This is a genomic window from Synechococcus sp. UW106, assembly GCF_900474015.1.
Classification (GTDB): Bacteria; Cyanobacteriota; Cyanobacteriia; order PCC-6307; family Cyanobiaceae; genus Parasynechococcus.
In genome coordinates, this window is the sequence record NZ_UCNV01000009.1 from 475,841 (window position 1) to 492,859 (window position 17,019).

The 17,019-nt window shown below is 60.8% G+C and carries 19 protein-coding genes and 1 tRNA gene; 6 read left to right on the forward strand and 14 right to left on the reverse strand.

What is annotated here, in order from left to right; all coding sequences use genetic code 11:
- Positions 1–148 precede the first annotated feature (148 nt).
- On the forward strand, positions 149–580 hold the full coding sequence (arfB, locus tag DXY30_RS10040; protein ID WP_115094787.1) for an alternative ribosome rescue aminoacyl-tRNA hydrolase ArfB: 432 nt from the start codon (positions 149–151) through the stop codon (positions 578–580).
- Between the two features lie 5 nt (positions 581–585).
- Here arfB and mazG read toward each other — a convergent pair whose 3' ends face one another.
- Positions 586–1,410 (reverse strand): nucleoside triphosphate pyrophosphohydrolase, encoded by an 825-nt coding sequence (gene mazG, locus DXY30_RS10045; RefSeq protein WP_115094788.1) that lies wholly within the window; start codon positions 1,408–1,410, stop codon positions 586–588.
- Between the two features lie 33 nt (positions 1,411–1,443).
- Positions 1,444–1,926, reverse strand: a complete 483-nt coding sequence (locus tag DXY30_RS10050) for a metal-binding protein (RefSeq protein ID WP_115094990.1) — start codon at positions 1,924–1,926, stop codon at positions 1,444–1,446.
- Positions 1,927–1,984: 58 nt separating this feature from the next.
- Between DXY30_RS10050 and DXY30_RS10055 the strand changes: the two genes are divergently transcribed.
- Positions 1,985–2,056 (forward strand) — tRNA-Val (locus tag DXY30_RS10055).
- Between the two features lie 1,221 nt (positions 2,057–3,277).
- Here DXY30_RS10055 and DXY30_RS10070 read toward each other — a convergent pair.
- Complete coding sequence (locus DXY30_RS10070; protein ID WP_115094791.1) at positions 3,278–3,667, reverse strand: putative quinol monooxygenase; 390 nt, start codon at positions 3,665–3,667, stop codon at positions 3,278–3,280.
- 306 nt (positions 3,668–3,973) lie between these two features.
- On the opposite strand from DXY30_RS10070, the gene DXY30_RS10075 reads away from it, so the two are divergent.
- The gene (locus DXY30_RS10075; RefSeq protein ID WP_115024612.1) at positions 3,974–4,159 is read left to right on the forward strand and encodes a hypothetical protein; all 186 of its coding nucleotides are present in this window, start codon (positions 3,974–3,976) and stop codon (positions 4,157–4,159) included.
- Positions 4,160–4,261: 102 nt separating this feature from the next.
- Here DXY30_RS10075 and DXY30_RS10080 read toward each other — a convergent pair whose 3' ends face one another.
- The 9 genes from DXY30_RS10080 to DXY30_RS10120 all read right to left on the reverse strand — a co-directional run bounded on the left by DXY30_RS10080 (position 4,262) and on the right by DXY30_RS10120 (position 10,506).
- A complete protein-coding gene (locus DXY30_RS10080) occupies positions 4,262–4,579 on the reverse strand; it encodes a hypothetical protein (RefSeq protein ID WP_115094792.1) in 318 nt (105 codons plus the stop codon).
- Positions 4,580–4,682: 103 nt separating this feature from the next.
- Positions 4,683–4,982, reverse strand: a complete 300-nt coding sequence (locus DXY30_RS10085; protein WP_115024610.1) for a TIGR03894 family protein — start codon at positions 4,980–4,982, stop codon at positions 4,683–4,685.
- A 95-nt stretch (positions 4,983–5,077) separates the two neighbouring features.
- Entirely contained in the window at positions 5,078–5,314 is a 237-nt protein-coding gene (locus DXY30_RS10090; protein WP_115024609.1) for a chlorophyll a/b-binding protein, read from the reverse strand.
- Positions 5,315–5,352: 38 nt separating this feature from the next.
- The gene (locus DXY30_RS10095; RefSeq protein WP_115094793.1) at positions 5,353–6,090 is read right to left on the reverse strand and encodes an MBL fold metallo-hydrolase; all 738 of its coding nucleotides are present in this window, start codon (positions 6,088–6,090) and stop codon (positions 5,353–5,355) included.
- Complete coding sequence (locus tag DXY30_RS10100; RefSeq protein ID WP_115094794.1) at positions 6,087–6,497, reverse strand: transcriptional repressor; 411 nt, start codon at positions 6,495–6,497, stop codon at positions 6,087–6,089. The genes DXY30_RS10095 and DXY30_RS10100 overlap by 4 nt, the downstream gene beginning before the upstream one ends.
- A 4-nt stretch (positions 6,498–6,501) precedes the next feature.
- Complete coding sequence (locus DXY30_RS10105; protein WP_115094795.1) at positions 6,502–8,475, reverse strand: 4Fe-4S binding protein; 1,974 nt, start codon at positions 8,473–8,475, stop codon at positions 6,502–6,504.
- Positions 8,468–9,376, reverse strand: a complete 909-nt coding sequence (locus tag DXY30_RS10110) for an oxidoreductase (RefSeq protein ID WP_115094796.1) — start codon at positions 9,374–9,376, stop codon at positions 8,468–8,470. The genes DXY30_RS10105 and DXY30_RS10110 overlap by 8 nt, the downstream gene beginning before the upstream one ends.
- A 39-nt stretch (positions 9,377–9,415) precedes the next feature.
- Complete coding sequence (locus tag DXY30_RS10115) at positions 9,416–10,207, reverse strand: methyltransferase domain-containing protein (RefSeq protein ID WP_244281357.1); 792 nt, start codon at positions 10,205–10,207, stop codon at positions 9,416–9,418.
- Between the two features lie 41 nt (positions 10,208–10,248).
- The gene (locus DXY30_RS10120; RefSeq protein WP_115094798.1) at positions 10,249–10,506 is read right to left on the reverse strand and encodes a hypothetical protein; all 258 of its coding nucleotides are present in this window, start codon (positions 10,504–10,506) and stop codon (positions 10,249–10,251) included.
- 54 nt (positions 10,507–10,560) lie between these two features.
- Here DXY30_RS10120 and DXY30_RS10125 point away from each other — a divergent pair, with 54 nt between their 5' ends.
- Together DXY30_RS10125 and DXY30_RS10130 are read left to right on the forward strand one after the other, a co-directional pair.
- Positions 10,561–11,013: a protein phosphatase gene (locus DXY30_RS10125; protein ID WP_115094799.1), complete on the forward strand. Its 453-nt coding sequence runs from the start codon at positions 10,561–10,563 to the stop codon at positions 11,011–11,013.
- A complete protein-coding gene (locus DXY30_RS10130) occupies positions 11,010–11,633 on the forward strand; it encodes a 2OG-Fe(II) oxygenase (protein WP_115094800.1) in 624 nt (207 codons plus the stop codon). The genes DXY30_RS10125 and DXY30_RS10130 overlap by 4 nt, the downstream gene beginning before the upstream one ends.
- Here the strand turns inward: DXY30_RS10130 and DXY30_RS10135 are convergent.
- The gene (locus tag DXY30_RS10135) at positions 11,613–12,938 is read right to left on the reverse strand and encodes a mechanosensitive ion channel family protein (RefSeq protein WP_115094801.1); all 1,326 of its coding nucleotides are present in this window, start codon (positions 12,936–12,938) and stop codon (positions 11,613–11,615) included. The two genes, DXY30_RS10130 and DXY30_RS10135, sit on opposite strands and share 21 nt — an antisense overlap.
- Positions 12,935–14,185, reverse strand: coding sequence for an extracellular solute-binding protein (locus tag DXY30_RS10140; protein WP_115094802.1), 1,251 nt, complete (start codon positions 14,183–14,185; stop codon positions 12,935–12,937). Before DXY30_RS10140 ends, DXY30_RS10135 begins: the two co-directional genes overlap by 4 nt.
- A gap of 88 nt (positions 14,186–14,273) precedes the next feature.
- Here DXY30_RS10140 and DXY30_RS10145 point away from each other — a divergent pair, with 88 nt between their 5' ends.
- Positions 14,274–17,018 carry a valine--tRNA ligase gene (locus DXY30_RS10145; protein ID WP_115094803.1) on the forward strand — a complete coding sequence of 915 codons (2,745 nt, stop codon included), beginning with the start codon at positions 14,274–14,276 and terminating at the stop codon, positions 17,016–17,018.
- The last annotated feature ends 1 nt before the right edge of the window (position 17,019 follow it).

Below are 17,019 nucleotides of genomic sequence, written 5' to 3' on the forward strand. Positions count from 1 at the left end.
AGCTGCTGTGGAAGAGGGCAGCTCCAGAGCCATTTCCATCAGATGAAAGCTGCCGCGTTGTCTCTAGCAACCTGTTGCAGGACTTCAGAGCACTGGAAAGTTCAAGCTGTAAAAAGTATTCCGTCGTTCCTTAACCAGGAGATGCGTTATGCAAGACCTGGTGGTGAATGAGCGGTTGACCATTCCGTCCAGGGATCTGCGCTGGCGGTTTAGCCGCTCATCCGGTCCGGGAGGGCAGGGGGTCAACACCACCGATTCCCGTGTGGAGTTGGTCCTGGATGTCGAGAACTGCACTTGCCTTGGTCCGTTTCGCCGAGCCCGACTGGTGGAACATCTTCAGACAAAGTTGGTGGAGGGCTGTCTGCGAGTTGTGGTCGCTGAAGAACGCTCCCAATGGCAGAACCGTCAGAAGGCATTGCATCGCATGGCGGAGCTTCTGCGGGAAGGCTTGCAGCCACCGCCTCGCGCGCGCAAATCAACTCGGCCTGGCCGCGGTGCGGTGAAGCGGCGTTTGGATACGAAGAAAAAGCGTGGTGACCTCAAGCGTCAACGGCGAAGCCGGCCATCCATGGACGATTAATCGGATCAGGACGTCGAAGACTGTTCAGCCCTGATGGCTGCTTTGGCCTGTTTCCACAGGGCCTCGAGTTCGTGGATGCTGCGTCCCTGCAGATCCCCACCCAGAGCGGTCTCAACGCGGGAAAAGCGAGCCAGGAAGCGCTGATTCGTGCCAGCGAGGCCCTCTTCGGGTTCGATCGCGCACCAACGGGCCACGTTCACGAGCGTGAACAGCACATCGCCCAGTTCCTCCTGGGCGTGGTTCTTATCGCCACTGGCAACCGCGTCCTTGAGTTCATCAAGCTCTTCATGGACCTTGTCCCAGACGCCGTCCATGTCATCCCATTCGAAGCCGGCCTTGGCAGCTTTCTTGGAGATGGTCATCGCTCCAGCGAGGGCCGGCAGCCCACGCACCTTGCCTCTGAGCTGGTCGCTGAGGGGGCTGGTTGAGCCAGCCAGGGCTTCGGCTTGTTCTTGCCTCTTGATGGCGTCCCAGCTGCGTCGAACGTCGTCACTGCTGGAGGCCTCGGCATCGCCGAACACATGGGGGTGTCGGCGGATCAGCTTCTCGCTGATGCCATCGGCAATCGCATCGAGATCGAACCGTTGCTCCTCCCTAGCGATCTGTGCATGCAGCACTACTTGCAGCAGCAGGTCGCCAAGTTCCTCCCTGAGGTGGTTGTCATCACCATTACGGACGGCATCAGCCACCTCGTGCGCTTCCTCCAAGAGGTAGGGCACCAAGGACGCATGGGTTTGTTCCAGGTCCCAAGGACAGCCCGTTGTTGGATCTCTGAGTTGTGCCACGACCTCGATCAGTCGCTGCAGCGCATCAGATGGAGCGTTGGCCATGCAGGGTCAACAACTTGGGTGACGCCCACCTTCTCACTGGTGTCGTTTTTTGGACCATTCCTGGGGCCAGGGGTCGCCGTCGAGGATCAGATGGAGCCATGCGCTGCCCTCTAACCCCACCACCAGTCCGGTGAACTCATGCGGGTGTTGGCGTATCAGCTCCTGAAGGTCCGCCAGGAGCATCGATGGCGAGAGTGTCGGAATAGCAATGGTGACGACAAGGCACCACGTCAGAAGCACGCCCAGTCGCACGCTGGTTCCAAGCACTGGACCATGGGACCAGAGCGAGCGATGGGGAATCAGGCGTCGGTAGGGCCACCAGAGGAAGCCCAGGACTCCCCACCTCCGCAGCGCGTTCGAGCGGGTATCCAGGTCGGGGGAGAGCCAGAGCCCACCAGCCAGACAGCTTGCTGCAGCGATCAGACCGGCAACGATTCCGAGCACCAGTCCAACGACGATGCCGAGCGGCAGGCTCAGGATCCAGATGCTTTGGTCGTGGCGGCGACCCGTTGCCAAGCGTTCGGAGCTCTCGTGCGCCCCCAAAGTGACGCGTTAAGGCAGAATCTGCCCGGTGGGGCGATTAGCTCAGCGGTAGAGCACCTCCCTTACAAGGAGATTGTCACTGGTTCGATCCCAGTATCGCCCATCTCAAAAATCCAGTCGTGCACAGGATTGCCGAGGGGATCACACGTCCAGATCGGAACGCCATCGGCGGGGTTGTGTGGCTGGATAGTCAGAACTTCAGGCCGTGCGCATGACGCAGCTGGTCATTGCTGACCAAGCATTTGCCTCGATCAGGATTGGTGGCGCCAGGTCGAAATGCAGTGTTTTTTAGAGGCTCATTTGACTTGCCGCGCATCCAAAGGAGTTGGCCTGTTGATGGGTCACGCCTGCAACTCACCCACTCATCAGAACGAGCCACCGGAGCGCAAATGAACAGGATTCCAAAAGCGATCAACCAAGGTGCGGACATAGGTGGCAATGAAATGAAATTGCTTGGCTGATTCAACAGAGGCTGATGCAAAAAGGATGGAGCTGCATTGCACTCGTGGCAAACGCTGCTTACCGATTGGAGATGCAGTACTTGCCTGACTTCCGATACCCATTGGAGCAGGAGTTCCCAATTCGGATGAAGGCGTCCTTTGAGTTCTTGCTGGGCATGCACTAGTCACCCGATGCCCGGTAGGAGCAGGGGCAGCCGCCAATCTTCGGCAACGGGCTCTGGGCTAATGCATGGAGAGTAGGGGAGAGCGCCAGAGCTGCGATGGGGATCAGACTCTCATGGCTGGTGAGGCGTCGTCCAGGCCCATCCTCGAGCCAAGGCCGTGCCCATGGATGAATGCCCAGCCGAAGATTGTCGCTGCTGCGATCCCGTATCGCTTATTTGAACAATCCAGTTCGTTAGCGGTTTCTTGGGCCCTCTGCGCCGCTGGTCTCAGCGGCCTTAGCTCGAAGTTCAGGATGACTTCAGTGAAGCTTTGGTGTGAGGTTCACAGAGGTGTGCAATGGTGGTGTGACGCCAAAGAGCCTTGTAAGGGCTCACAGCGCGAGAACCGATAACTCGATTCCATGAACCGAAGATCCAGCACTCCCCCCAGGGAGTGGCGAAAGGCTGGCAGCAATGCCACCCGAATTGACCTCAGTGGCTATGCATCTGCCCAGCATCGCCGTTTTCTTAAAGCCGAGGCAGATCACGTTCCAAGGGAGCCAATTCCTCACTGACGACTTCTCCTGAAGTTTAAAAAGACTGGGCTGTTCAAGACATTCTTCCGCTATTGCCCTGTCTGTGATCAGCCACACAGAGAGCTCAAAATTTGAGTGAATCGCCCTGCACACGGTGTCTTGGAACACCCAACGATTTCAACGCCTAGACCCTGCTGTACCCCAGCCTGGTTTCGAAGATTTTGAGTGGTAATCCGAAGGACTCCATCAGGGTGCGGCACGCATTGCCGACTGTGCCGTACACCTCAATGCTGAAGCCATCGCCAAGTTCAGCATGCTTTTTCAGGTACTCCTGGACTGGAGGATTGGAGATATGGGCGCTGAAGGCTGCGTCGTTCGCGTAAACCTCTGACCAAACAAATGCCTGTGGATCATCGGGATCCTGATCAAAGGTGTGGTGGATCATTCCCGGTTCAGAGGCCTGAACGGCTGTGTCGGTGGCACGTGCCAGTTCTAAATAGGCGTCCACGCATCCTTGTTTGACGTGAATGCGAGCCAAGAGCATGAAGGGTGTGCTCTGATCGAACGTTGCCATTGGCGTTTTGGCGCGTGGGTTGGGGCGTCGACAACAGCTTGGCCATCATCAGGACAGCTTGCAGCCCAAACAGTCCCCGAGTGGGTCAACCCTCCAGCGGAAGTGATGAGATGTGCGTTTGGCGTCAGCCGTTGCTGCCGTCATCCATGCCGCGTCGAATCAGGCTTTGCGTCAACCAGAGCAGTCCAATGAAGCCAGCCGCGACGATCAGCAGAGACAAGGTTCAAGCTGTGAGTCGGAGTTTTACAAGCTACTCAGCGTTCGACTGCACCATCCTGGGAATGCAGGTCCCCTCGGCATTCGGTGATGCAACTCTTCCTGGCGTTGGTGGTTCCCGTCGTTTTGCTCGTGGGGCTAACGGCGCTGCTGGCGACGGGCCGGCTGGCCTTGTCTCGGAATGCTGCATGGCTGCTGGCACGCCAGAACACCATTTGGATGGCTGGAATTGTGGCCCTTGCGGCCGCTGCGGTGGTGGTGGCCATGCAGCGTTGAGCTGATGATGTGGCACCTTTTCTGCGTTGTTGCAGCCCTCAGCGTCGGCCACGTCGTTACTGATGCGATCTGTGGTGGACCCCCTTAGAGATGCCGTTTCGGTTATTCGGGGGCGCAGGCTTCGCTTATCGCGGCTGCCGCAACTTGCATTGCCAGTTGACTGCCGTAGGTGTCACCGGTTTCCTCCACCCACTTCTCTGCGAAGCCTTCGGCTGTCATCCACTGCCCCGCGAACTCGGCGAAGCCTTTGGCTTGGTCGGCATCCAGAACAAACGTCTGAGAGCTGCAATTCACCTTTCCGATCACGTCACCTTGGAGATTGTTCAGGTCGGTGACCTTTGCTGCTTCTTTCTCAGCACACGCGCCAAGGCCAAGAGCAAGAACGCCAGTAGCGAGAACAGCAAGGGAGGAGAGTTTCAATGAAGGAGCGGGTCATCACCACTCCTTCAGGCTGGCGCTGGGTTGGCTCTCTGTCAGCCAGCGACGTCCTTTTCGTCTCGTCCGCGTCAGCCGGCGGTTTTGATCAGCGGCTGCTGGTCCGCTTGCGAACAACCCTGGGGGTTTCCCGTTCGGTCTTGGCATCAGAGACGGTCTTGTCTTCTCCAGCCGTGTCGTCCTGGACAGGTTCGTCGTCAGGTTCCTGCGCCTCGATGACTCCAAGCACCATGGCGGCTTCCAGTTGATCGCTCATGTCGCCAATGGTCAGCAGTGCTTTCAAGACCAGTTGGGCGCGTGGCGCTTTGGGCAGGCCAGGTCGCAGCTTCTTGGTGGTGTTCCACAGCTCTAGAGCCACTTCCTGCAGCAGTTCCTTGTCAGCAGCCATTCGAGTCGAACGTGAATCGCACCATTCTCGTCATCGAGGGTCAGTCGCCTGCCGAGATGCTGGCGATGCAGGGGCTGTAACAGCCCCCAATTGGATCAGAAGCAGAAGGGCAGGAATTGGGTGCGGCAGGCGGCGTAGCCATCCACAAGGGGGCCCAGACCGATTTGATGAATGATGCCGGCACCGGTGAGGCCTTCGGTAATGATTCCGATCACGATGCCGAGCATGGCGGCCCTCCCGTTGAAGCGTTCCGCTTTTTTGAGTTGCTCCATATGGATTTCGCGCGCGGCGACGCCTTGGAACCAAGACTCGTTTGCTTGCGTGGGTTTCATCAGGCTCAAGCTGTTGTTACAAAGCTTAATCCACAAAATCAGTTTTTCAGCAGCAGCCTTTCCCCCGGCGTGGGATCGGTCCAGCGGCTGCTTGTTGGCAGCTGGGCTCCAGTTCCGGCCACGGATCCTTTCATTTGCAGGGCACGGCTCAGGGCGCCGTCGAAGCGCACATCGCCCCCGGATGTGCTGGCGAGCACCGTCGTGGGTTGGAAGCGTTCCACCAGTTGCGGCACCACGGAGCATCCTTTGACAAATGCGCCCAGAGCGGGAAGCCCAAGATCCACCATCGGCGTGATGACGGCATCCAGTGGTTGTGGTTCCAGGGCTGGATCCAGAAAACCGTGGGGTTCCAAGTACAGCGCGCCGGCTGGATGGTCGAGCAGATAGCCGTTTTCCACTGTGGGCACCGGTGCACCGGCACTGGCGCGTACCTGCAGGCCCTGGTGGGTGGTGCTTTCTCCGGGGGAGAGTGCTTTCACGTTGGTGAAGCCCAGGCGTTCAACCACGCGCGTTGCGGCTATGGATCCAATCACCGGCAGGGTTTTCGGCAGCAACGCCAGGGTTTCAGGGTGGGCATGATCCGCCAGCCCCTGGGTGAGTAACAGCAGATTCAGGTTCTCCGGGATGTCGCGTTCGCAGGGCAGCTCCCCTTTCAGCAGCCACTCCCCAGGGGGAAAACTCAGGCTGCCGCGCAGCCAGGGATCCACCAGAACCCGAAGATCATCGAATTCGAGCAACCAACCATTGGCTCCGAAGTAGGTGGCGGCCAGGGTCATGACGGATTTTGCTGCCGCTCGCGGCAGTCGCTGCAAAGACCAAAGAATTCAAGCGTGTGAAACAGGAGATCGAAGCCCTTACGGCCGTCTTCGGGTACCTCCAGGTCGTGAATTGGACAGTGGTCGAGCGCTTGTGTCTTGCCGCAATCGACGCAGGTGAGGTGGTGGCGATCCCGCTCCAGTGGTGCGTAGAGCGCTTCGCCGTTGGGCAGGTGACGGCAGCGCACCAGGCCCCGTTGCTGCAGCTGACGCAGATTCCGATACACCGTGGCCAGTCCCATGGTTTGCTCGGGAGCGAGGTTGCGGTGCAGTTGCTGACCGCTCATCTCATCGCCACAGGCCTGGAGGCTCGCCAGCAACACCTTCTGGCGGGCATTGATTTCCGTTGAGGGGCGACGAGTGGCCATGGTTTTAGAGAGCGACCAACCAGCGGCCGCTGAGGCTGACCAGGAGCAGCACCATGCTGCCTGTGACCCAGGCCCGACGGTTGAGATCCAGCAAGCGGCGGCTCAAAATCACAGCACCAATCCACCCGAACAACACCACTACGGTCTGGCAGAAGCCGATCACATGGAGGTCGGCGGACCATTGCGGCCAACCAACCGGCAGAACCGTGCCCGCTTCGGACATTCCGATGGGCAGATGGCGTGCCAGGAGTAGGGCCCAGAGCAATGGCAATCCGGCATACAGCCAACGGCGTTTGAGCCACAAACCCGCTGCTGCTGGAAGAGCGAGGGCCAGCGCCGCAAAGCTGAGCCGAGCCAGCAGGGGGCCTTCATGCAAGGAAGACGGTGCAAGCGGCAGCCAGCTGAGCAGGCGCTGCCAGTTGTGCAGGCAGAGTCCGCCAGCCAGCACCAGGATCAGTCCGCGCTCTCCATCGGGGGCCTGCATGTTGCGTTGCAGATCGGCGGCAGGCGGGCGCAGTCGCAACTGCACAGAGCGGTTGGGACAGGCCTGGGTGCAGGTCATGCAGAGCACGCAGTTGCGGTTGTCGCTCAAGTGGGCGGGGTGGGTGCCCAGGGGACAGCCTTCGGTTGCCAGGCCCTCGCCGTCGGCGGGTCCTCCCTTGAAACAGGCGTAGCTGCTGCAGCTGCCGCTGCAGGTGCCGACTTCAGCCCGCAATTCAAGGATCGAGAGTTTGGCGAATAGTCCGTTCATGCCTCCGACGGGACAGAGGTATCGGCACCAGAAGCGTTTTTCGAAAACCATTGAGCTGATCACGGCCCCTGCCGTGATCAGTAACAGCAGGCAGCTGCTCAGCCAGGCGGTGTCTTCAAGGTTCCAGACCTCTTCCCAGAGGAGAATCGCGGCAAATCCGGCGGCTAGAGCAGGAGCTCCCCAGCGGTCCAGGTCTCCATGGGGCCAACTCCTTTTTTGCCATGGAGTGATCCGTTGGGCGATCTGTCCCCACACCATGAATGGACAGATCGAGCACCAGAGTCGACCCACCAGTGGGTAGCTCAGCAGGATCAAAGGCCACCACCAAGCCCAGAACAGGGTCAGCATTGGATTGGCTGCGCGCTCCTGGGGGCCAAGCCAGAGCGCCAGGTTCACAGCCACGAACAGCCAGCTCACCAGGCCGAACAGCAGCGTGTTCCAGAGCGCCGGTGCGCGCATCCACTCCCGCAACTGTGGTTTCCAGCGCCAGACGTCAAAACGGGTGCGTCGTGATTTGTCTTCGGTCCAGAAGACCTCTTCGGGAAGCAATGGTGGAAGCTCGCCTTGGCTTTGCTGACGCGCCTGACGCAGGGCGCGATCGACCATCGCTTCGAGTTCGCGCAGGTTGTTGGCGAAATCGTGGTTCTGAAGCCGTCGCACCACGCTGTCGGGCAGGGCTGGTGGTTGGTTCCAACCGAGTCCAGGGCTCTGCAGTCTCAGCCGGTAACGCAGCCAGTCCCCCAGGTCGGTTCGGCGCACGCGTAAGGGAGGTACGCGGATGGTTCGCACCAGGCCATCGAGGGCCGGGATGGCGGCTTCGCTGGTGAACAGCACACGACCTTGGAACCCGGGCACTTCGCCACGGGCCATCGCGATCAAGCGTTGCTGGAGCTCGTTATCGATGCGGTCCATGCCGCTCACCAACAGGGTGCTGGATCCGAGCTCATTCAGCAGGTTGAGCGTGCTGCCCTGCAGATCACTGGCATCCAGTCGCACCAGCAGCCGGCGTCGTTCCGCTGATCCGTAGTGCACCAGGGCGGCGAGATTGTCTTTTTCCAGGCCGGGCTCACCGCTGATCAGTACTGGCTGGCGTTGCGGGTCTCTGGCGGCCTCGAGCACAGCACTGCGCAGCCGTTGGGCATAGCGACTGGATCCCACGACGCCACGTCGGGCCCGGCCCAGAACGAAGGGGGCCAACCGCTGCAACCCAGCGCTGGATTCAGCCACCGATCAACTGCTCGCTCAAGCTCCAGAGCCGCTGCCGTTCGGCAGGTTGATTCGCTGCTGGGGCAACACGGCAGAGCGCGGGTGCAAACCGCAATCCACCGAACTGCTCAGGGCCGTAGTGCTCGCCACCCTGGGCTGTCGCTGCGGTGGCGGCATGCAGTTGCGGCAGGGCACCCATGCTGGCGCTTTGAAACAAGGGATCCATCAGCCGGTAGGTCAGGGCTTCCAAGCGATTGCCAACGCTGGCGATCGCCGTGGGTTGCAGTTCGGTGCGTGCGATGCCCGGATGGGCGGCCAGTGAGCCGATGGGGCTGCCCTGCTCGCGCAGGCGTGCATCCAGTTCGAGGGCAAACATCACATTGGCGAGTTTGCTTTGGCCATAGGCCCCATAGCGGTCGTAGCCCTTGCTCCAACTGGGGTCATCCCAGCGGATCTTGCCGAAGTACTGGGCGCCGGAGGTCACCGTCACTACCCGGGGGTCGGGCCGGTTCTGCATCAGCGGCAGCAGCGCCTGGGTCAGGGCCATGTGCCCTAGGTGATTCACACCGAACTGCAGTTCATGCCCCTGGGCGGTGCTCCGGCGTGGCGGCGCCATCACTCCAGCGTTGTTGATCAGTAGATCGAGGCAGCCGTAGCGCTCGCCGATGCTGTTCGCCGCCCGTTGGACGCTGGCCAGGTCCGCCAGATCCAAATCCACCAGATCCACCGCACCTCCATCCCGCTCCTGCAGCAAATCTTGTTTGGCCGTCTCCGCTTTGCGGGGGCTGCGGCAGGCCAGCACCACGGTTGCCCCACGACGCTTCAAGGCGCGCGCAGTTTCGAGGCCCAGACCGCTATTGGCTCCGGTGATCAGGGCAACGCGCCCCTGCTGGTTCGGGATGTCAGCAGCGGACCAACCCATGTCTCGAGGAAGAGTGAGTGCATTGTGCCGAGTTCGCTTTCAGGGTCGTCGCGCCAAGACCTCCAACACGGTTGGTCCGACCCAGTAGCAACCCGGTTCAGCGTGGGCGCGAGCGATTTCGTCCTGAGCCTCCAGTGCGTCGTCGGCACTCCAGTGCCCCAATTGTTGAAGTCGCCTGCCGAACACCAGGACAAACCGCTCCATCCATTGCCCGGCCATGGATCCGGCATCGCCCAATACGGGGATTGGCTTTAGGTGCTCGATCTGCCATCCGCGCTGGTGGAGCAAACCGGGGAGTTTCCGGTTGACGTCGGGATCGCCGCCGTCTTCACGAAAACTGCTCTGACAGGCCCGGCCAAAGCGCTGTATCGCTCGTCCGTGGGGATGCAGCCCGAAGGTGTCCCAGTGAACGTATTCATGGATCAGCAAGCGTCCGCCCGGTTGGATGCACTGATCGACCCCAGCCAAGAGGGGCTCCAGCTGGGGCAAAAACATGGCCACCCAGCGGCACCACACCAGATCGAAGAATTCCCTTGGCCAGGGATCTTTGAACAGATCCTGTTGGCGGAGTTCCAGTTGATGCAAGCCAGCTTGTTCCGCCATGCGGCGACCCGATGCGACGTAAACCTCACTGCGTTCCAACCCCAGGACGCGACCTTGGGTACCCACAGCGTTCGCCAGATCTGCTGCAGCGAACCCTGGCCCCGCACCCAGGTCGAGCACGCTCTGCCCCAAATGGAGGCCGGCGCGCTGCCAGGCGGCTTGGGCCGTCGGTCGCCACAGAGAGTGCTGGAAACGCAGGCGTTCCAGCTCCTCGGTGTGGGTTCCCAATAGGTAGGGGTCCCTTGGTGGTGCGGCGTCCGAACCCAGCTTCAGTCTTCCGGGAACAGCAATTCGGCCAGTTCGTCGGCGTCGACGTCGTAGACGCGGGCCAGGCTGGTTTCGATGGCGCTGGTCACCTCGCCGGGCAGGAAGCGCATCGAGTTCAGAGCGTCCTCAGCGATGTCATCGGTGAGCAGCTTGTCCTCGCTGTCCAGCTTTTCGTCGTTGATCACCGCCATCACCCAGCTCTGGTAGGCGTAGACCAGATCGGAGAACTCGAGTTCGGGATCGTTCAGGTCCAGGGCCATGGTGCGAATAGCCAGTCGCCCCAGTCTGACCTTTCACAGGAGAGGATGAACAGCATGGATTCCGCTGATGCCACTGGCCTCCAGGCCACGCTGTTTGATTTCTCGATTGCTGAGTTGGTGCGGCAACACCGGGAGAGCTTCCAACCCCTCTGGACGGCAGAAAGTTGGGTGAAGTTGTTGATCTGGTTGTCGCTGAATTGCGGCAGCTCCGGGGATGAAGCCGGCATGGCCCGTTTCGTCGAGGCGCTTGGTCCAAGCCTCACCACCCGGATGCGGCGGGTGTTCTTTGAACGGGAACTGGAGGATCTCGATCTTCAGGTGATGGCGGATCCGGCTGAGCAGCAGGTGCTGGTGCTGCCGATGGGCCCTGGTGTTCCTCTGGATCTCGAACGGGCCGCGGCGGTGATTGACCAGGTGAAGCTTCAGGATCAGGTGGTGGCGGATCGTGGTCGCTGGCAGGCCCTGGATGCTGTGGTGGCGATTCCCAGAATGGTGGCAACGGCATGAACTTGATCGGCCGTTACCGCAATGCCGGATTCGAGTCGGTGGCTGATGCCGTGAGTGAGTTCTTCCCGCGCCGCTTGGACTTGCAGCGTCCTGGCGTGGCCTTTGGGCCGGAGGGTACAGGCGAACCGGCGAAACAGAGCACCGACATCAGCCTGGTGGCGATTGATCGCTCAGAACCCGAATCCTTCGCCCTTTCACAACTGATCTTTCGTGGGGTGACGGCAGGGTTGGATCGCTATTTGCAGGAGCGACCGCTGTTCCGTCAGTGCTGCCCTCAGCAGAGCCTGTTCGTCAATCCGATTTTTAATCTTCAGCACTACGCCCCGGGGGAAGGGTTCAAGCGTTGGCACTGTGATTGGACTATTAGCGATGAGGCCACCGAACCGGTGCACCGAGTGCTGGCCTGGATTCTTTACTGCAACGACGTGGATGAGGCGGGCACCGAGTTTCATTGGCAGGACCACCACGAACCGGCGGAGCGAGGCAAGCTGGTGATCTTCCCGGCGGGTCCGTCCCACATTCACCGGGGACGGGTGAGTGAGAGCGCAAGCAAGCTGATCGCCACCGGTTGGATCAATGCCGGACGCCAGGAGGACTACTTAAGTCGTCTCGCCCGTTGAGCTGGGCAGGTCCTCTGGGTTGGCGTCTTCCACTTGCAATTGATTGGCGGCAGCACCCATGCGCAGGGTTTGGTCTTTTGATGGTGGCCATTCCATGGGATACACCTGACGCTGCGGGAAGGGGATGCCGATGCCGTTCTTTTCAAAAGCCGTCCAAATGGCCTGGCGTAAATCACTCCCCACACCAAAAGCTTCCAGCGGGTTGCGCACCCAGAACAGCAGCTTGTAGTTGATCGATGAATCCGCGAAATCGACGGTGAAGGCTGCCGGGGGTGGGTACTGCAGCACCTTCTCGTGTTGGCGGGCGACCTCCTCGAGAACAGCGATCACCTGACTGGGTTCGTGGTGATAGGCCGCTCCCACCACCACCACGTCGCGGCGGGAGGTTTCTTCGGCGGTGTACGACTCAGCCTCTTGGGTGAAGAAATTTTGATTTGGAATCAGCAGTTCGGCGCCATCGCGGCCGCGGCGCAATTGGGTGGCGCGCAGCCCCAGCTTTCTCACGGTGCAGGGGTCGCCGTTGATCATCAGGATTTCTCCGGGGCGCACGGAGCCTTCAAACAGCAGCCAGAGGCTGCTGATGAAATTGGAAATGATCTCTTTGATGCCAAAGCCGATGCCCACGGAAAGGCCTCCGGCTACAGCTACTAAGGCGGTGCCATTGATTCCGATGTAATACGCCACCCCCATGACGCCAATGCCGATCACCGAGTAGCGAAGAATCACTTCGAGCGCTTTGCGGCCCTGGGGCTTAATGCCGAAGAATCCACCCCCAAGCCAGGCGGCGAAGGCTGCCGGACGGCTGGCCAGGGTGATAACCAGATAAACGATCACCAGGGCTGTGCACAATTTGCCGATGGTGAGCGTCACCCCGAACACATCTCCCAGGGAAATCAGCGACAGCGATTCCCGGCTTCCAAGCATCTGGAAGAAGGTGAGGATTGAAATGACCAACAGAATTGGCCGGAAGAACGATTTATCGATTTCTTCGACCGGTACTTTTGGAAAGCGGCTGAGAATGAGTTGCTTGGTGGGTTCCACGCAGCGCCAGATCAGCCAGAGCAGCGCCAGATACTGCAAGTAGCCCGCTGTGACTCCAACGAGGGTCAACGTGGTGGCGATGAGAAACAGTGCCGCCGGCACTAGGAGATGGATCAGGCTGGCGATCAGGGGACTCCTGAGTTTTCGCTTCACCCGTGATTCGCTGGTGATGGCGGCGACGAACAATCCCACCTGGAGAAGCACGGAACCCCGCTGCAGATAGCCCAGCCAGGTCGTGGTTTCAGAGGTGATTTCGGTGATCATGAATCGCTCTCCCGCAAACTTTTCAGGATTTTTTGACTGGATTCCTCTGGGGAGCTGACGTCGTAGATGGTGTCGAGCAGAGCATCTGAGATGGTTTCATAACGCTCTGGATCGCGAAACACGCGCGCTTTGGATTGCCCTTTGGCGGCATTTGCCTTCAGCGACTCCTGTGCATACATCACCAAGGCTTCTGTGCCGCCGGGGATTTTGGCAGCAACGATCTTCGCGGCTTTGCGGTTCACGGGCAATGAATTGCGCCCTGCCAGTGCATAAGTTTTTTGCGCCCAGGGTTTAGTGATGAAATCGATCATCACTAAGGCTTTCTCTCGCTGCGTTGGGCTGGAGTTGCGTCCAAGCGCCCATACCTGCAGTTTGGTGGCGGCTTTGAGCTTTGTTGAAGGCCCTTTGGGGAGAGGAGCGAGCGCAAGTTTGTCTTTCATTTGCTCTCTCAATTCCCGCAGGCTGCTGCTCCAGCAAGTGATCCAATCCAGCTCTCCAGCCACCAAGGCGTCGCGGAGGGTGCGCTGATCGTTCAGAAAGCGAATGTTTTGCTGATAGCTCGCGTTTTCCAGCCAGTGCAACCAAGCCGTCACGTTGGCCTGGCGATCAGCATCCGGAGGGAGCTTCGCGAGCGCGGCTTCCATGGCTTCGCCAGCATCAAAAGACTCAGCACTCCAGAACAGATCCTTCAACTGAAGTGCCATGCCGAAGTTGTTTTCTTCGCTGGCTTGTTCCATCTGCTCAAGGGTCTGGGGAGGAGAGGGCAATCGCTCCTTGTTGAAGCAGGCCAACTGCACAAACTGATTCACCGGACGGCCCACCAGTTGCCCGTCCTTGGCTGTGACGAGGTCGAACAGATAGCTCGGAGTATCAGCACGATCTTCACGAGAGATGGCAATCGGATCGACCAAGTTGCGCTTGTACAACTCGAGGGCTGTGTCGCTATCGGTGATCAGCAGATCCGGGCCAAAGCCGCTTCGGGTTTGATCTTCAATCTCATCAACAAAATTTTTCTGGGAGGACAGGGTTAGTTGAGGGCGGATGGTGGGATCCACACTTCTGATGTGATCAATGGCGTCTTCAGTGACCTCCCGCAGCTGTTCGTAGTCCTTGCTGGAGATCGTTTCTGAGTTATTGATCGTGCGAACCACCTTGATCACGACCGGTGGGCGCCAACTGCTGCAACCTGCTGTAAGGGCCGTCAGCGCGATGCCCAGGGCCAGATGCTGGATCCGGATTAGCCCCATGCCAACACTTCGGTGGGCCGATGTTAGGGATGTTGGCCGGAGTGGGCAGGGCTTTGCGAGCATGTTCTGCTGAAACGCTGAGCATTCCGTGCCCGAACTGGCCAAGACCTACGACCCGGTTGGCACGGAGGCCCGATGGCAACAGGCCTGGGACGACCAAGGAGCCTTCCATCCCGACCCGAAGGCCCCCGGTGAACCGTTCTCGGTGGTGATCCCGCCGCCGAATGTGACGGGCAGCCTCCATATGGGCCATGCCTTCAACACGGCCCTGATCGACACGATCGTTCGCTATCAGCGCTTGGCTGGGAAGAACGTGCTCTGCCTGCCCGGCACCGACCACGCCTCGATCGCGGTGCAGACGATCCTCGAGAAGCAGCTCAAGGAAGAGGGCAAGACCCGCCACGACCTCGGCCGCGACGCGTTCTTGAAGCGGGCTTGGGAATGGAAGGCCGAAAGCGGTGGCCGCATCGTGGGTCAGCTGCGGCGGCTGGGCTATTCGGTGGATTGGAAACGTCAGCGCTTCACTCTGGATGAGGGCTTGAGTGAGGCGGTGAAGGAGGCCTTCGTGCGGCTGCACGAGCAGGGGCTGATCTATCGCGGTGAATACCTGGTGAACTGGTGCCCTGCCTCCGGTTCGGCGGTGAGCGATCTGGAGGTGGAGATGAAGGAGGTGGACGGCCACCTTTGGCACTTCCGTTATCCGCTCAGCAGCGGCGAAGGTCATCTGGAGGTGGCCACCACCCGGCCCGAAACAATGCTGGGCGATACGGCGGTGGCGGTGAACCCCACCGATGAGCGCTATGCCCATCTGGTGGGCCAGACCCTCACCCTGCCGTTTGTGGGGCGCGAGATTCCGATCGTGGCCGACGACCACGTGGAGAAGGACTTCGGCACCGGTTGCGTCAAGGTGACGCCGGCCCACGACCCCAACGATTTCGCCATCGGCCAGCGCCACGGTCTGCCCCAGATCACGGTGATGCGCAAGAACGGCACCATGAACAAGGAGGCCGGCCAGTTCGAGGGGCTGGATCGCTTTGAGGCCCGCAAGGCCGTGGTGGCCGGCTTGGAGGAGCTGGGGCTGCTGGTGAAGGTGGACGACTACCGCCACAGCGTTCCCTATTCCGACCGCGGCAAGGTGCCCGTGGAGCCGCTGCTTTCCACCCAGTGGTTTGTCAAAACCGAGCCTTTGGCCGCCCGTTGCCGCGAAGCTCTGGAGAAGCAGGATCCCCGCTTCATCCCCGAGCGTTGGGAGAAGGTCTACCGCGATTGGCTCACCGACATCCGCGACTGGTGCATCAGTCGTCAGCTCTGGTGGGGCCATCGCATCCCCGCCTGGTTCGTCATCAGCGAGACCGGCGGTCAGTACACCGACACCACGCCCTACGTGGTGGCCCGCAACGAAGCCGAAGCCCTGGAGAAGGCCAAGGCGGAGTACGGCGCGGCGGCGGAGATCGAGCAGGACGAAGACGTTCTCGATACCTGGTTCTCCAGTGGCCTCTGGCCCTTCTCCACCCTGGGTTGGCCCGCTGCCGATAGCGCTGATCTGCAGCGTTGGTACCCCACCAGCACCCTGGTGACGGGCTTCGACATCATCTTTTTCTGGGTGGCCCGGATGACGATGATGGCTGGCGCCTTCACCGGTGAGATGCCCTTCCAGGACGTCTACATCCACGGCCTGGTGCGCGACGAGCAGAACCGCAAGATGAGCAAGAGCGCCGGCAACGGCATCGATCCGCTGCTGCTGATCGACCGTTACGGCACCGATGCCCTGCGCTTCGCCCTGGTGCGGGAAGTGGCTGGGGCGGGTCAGGACATCCGCCTGGATTACGACCGCAAGAAGGACACCTCCGCCACGGTGGAGGCGTCACGCAACTTCGCCAACAAGCTGTGGAACGCCACCCGCTTCGCCCTGATGAACCTGGGCGGTGAAACGCCGGCCCAGCTTGGGGATCCCGATCCCGCGGCCCTGCAGCTGGCGGACCGCTGGATCCTGTCGCGCCTGGCCCGGGTGAACCGAGAAACCGCCGAGCGCTACAGCAATTACGGCCTGGGTGAAGCGGCCAAGGGCCTCTACGAGTTCGCCTGGAACGACGTCTGCGACTGGTATCTGGAGCTGAGCAAGCGCCGGCTCAATCCTGGTGAGAACCCCTCAGCCGAGGCCCTTGCCGATCAGCGGCTGGCCAAGCAGGTGCTGGCCAAGGTGATCAGCCAGATGCACCTGATGCTGCATCCGTTGATGCCCCACCTCACCGAGGAGCTCTGGCACAGCGTCACGGGCGAGCCGGAGACCACCTTCCTGGCCCTGCAGCCCTGGCCGGCGCTGGATGGGAGCGCCCTGGATGATGCGTTGGAAGCCTCCTTCGCTGAGCTGATCGGTGCCATCCGTGTGGTGCGCAACCTGCGCGCGGTGGCGGGCCTCAAGCCCTCCCAATCGGTGCCGGTGCGTTTCGTCACCGGCCGCGGCGAGCTGGCGGATGTGCTGACCAAGGGCACGGCCGACATCACGGCGCTGACCCGGGCGGAGTCGGTGGCGGTGATGGCGCCGGCGGCGGCCGATGCGGCTCCAGTGGCCAAGGCCCTGGCGGGGGTGAGCGGTGAGCTGCAGGTGTTGCTGCCGATCGAAGGCCTCGTCGATCTGGATGCGCTCAAGGGCCGCCTGGAGAAAGACATCGCCAAGGCCGAGAAGGAGATCAAGGGCCTGGCGGGCCGGCTGGGGAATCCCAACTTCGCCGACAAGGCACCGCCGGAGGTTGTGGCGGAATGCCAGGCCAACCTGGATGAGAAGCAGGCCCAGGCCGATCTGGCGCGCAAGCGCCTGGCGGATCTGAGCTGAT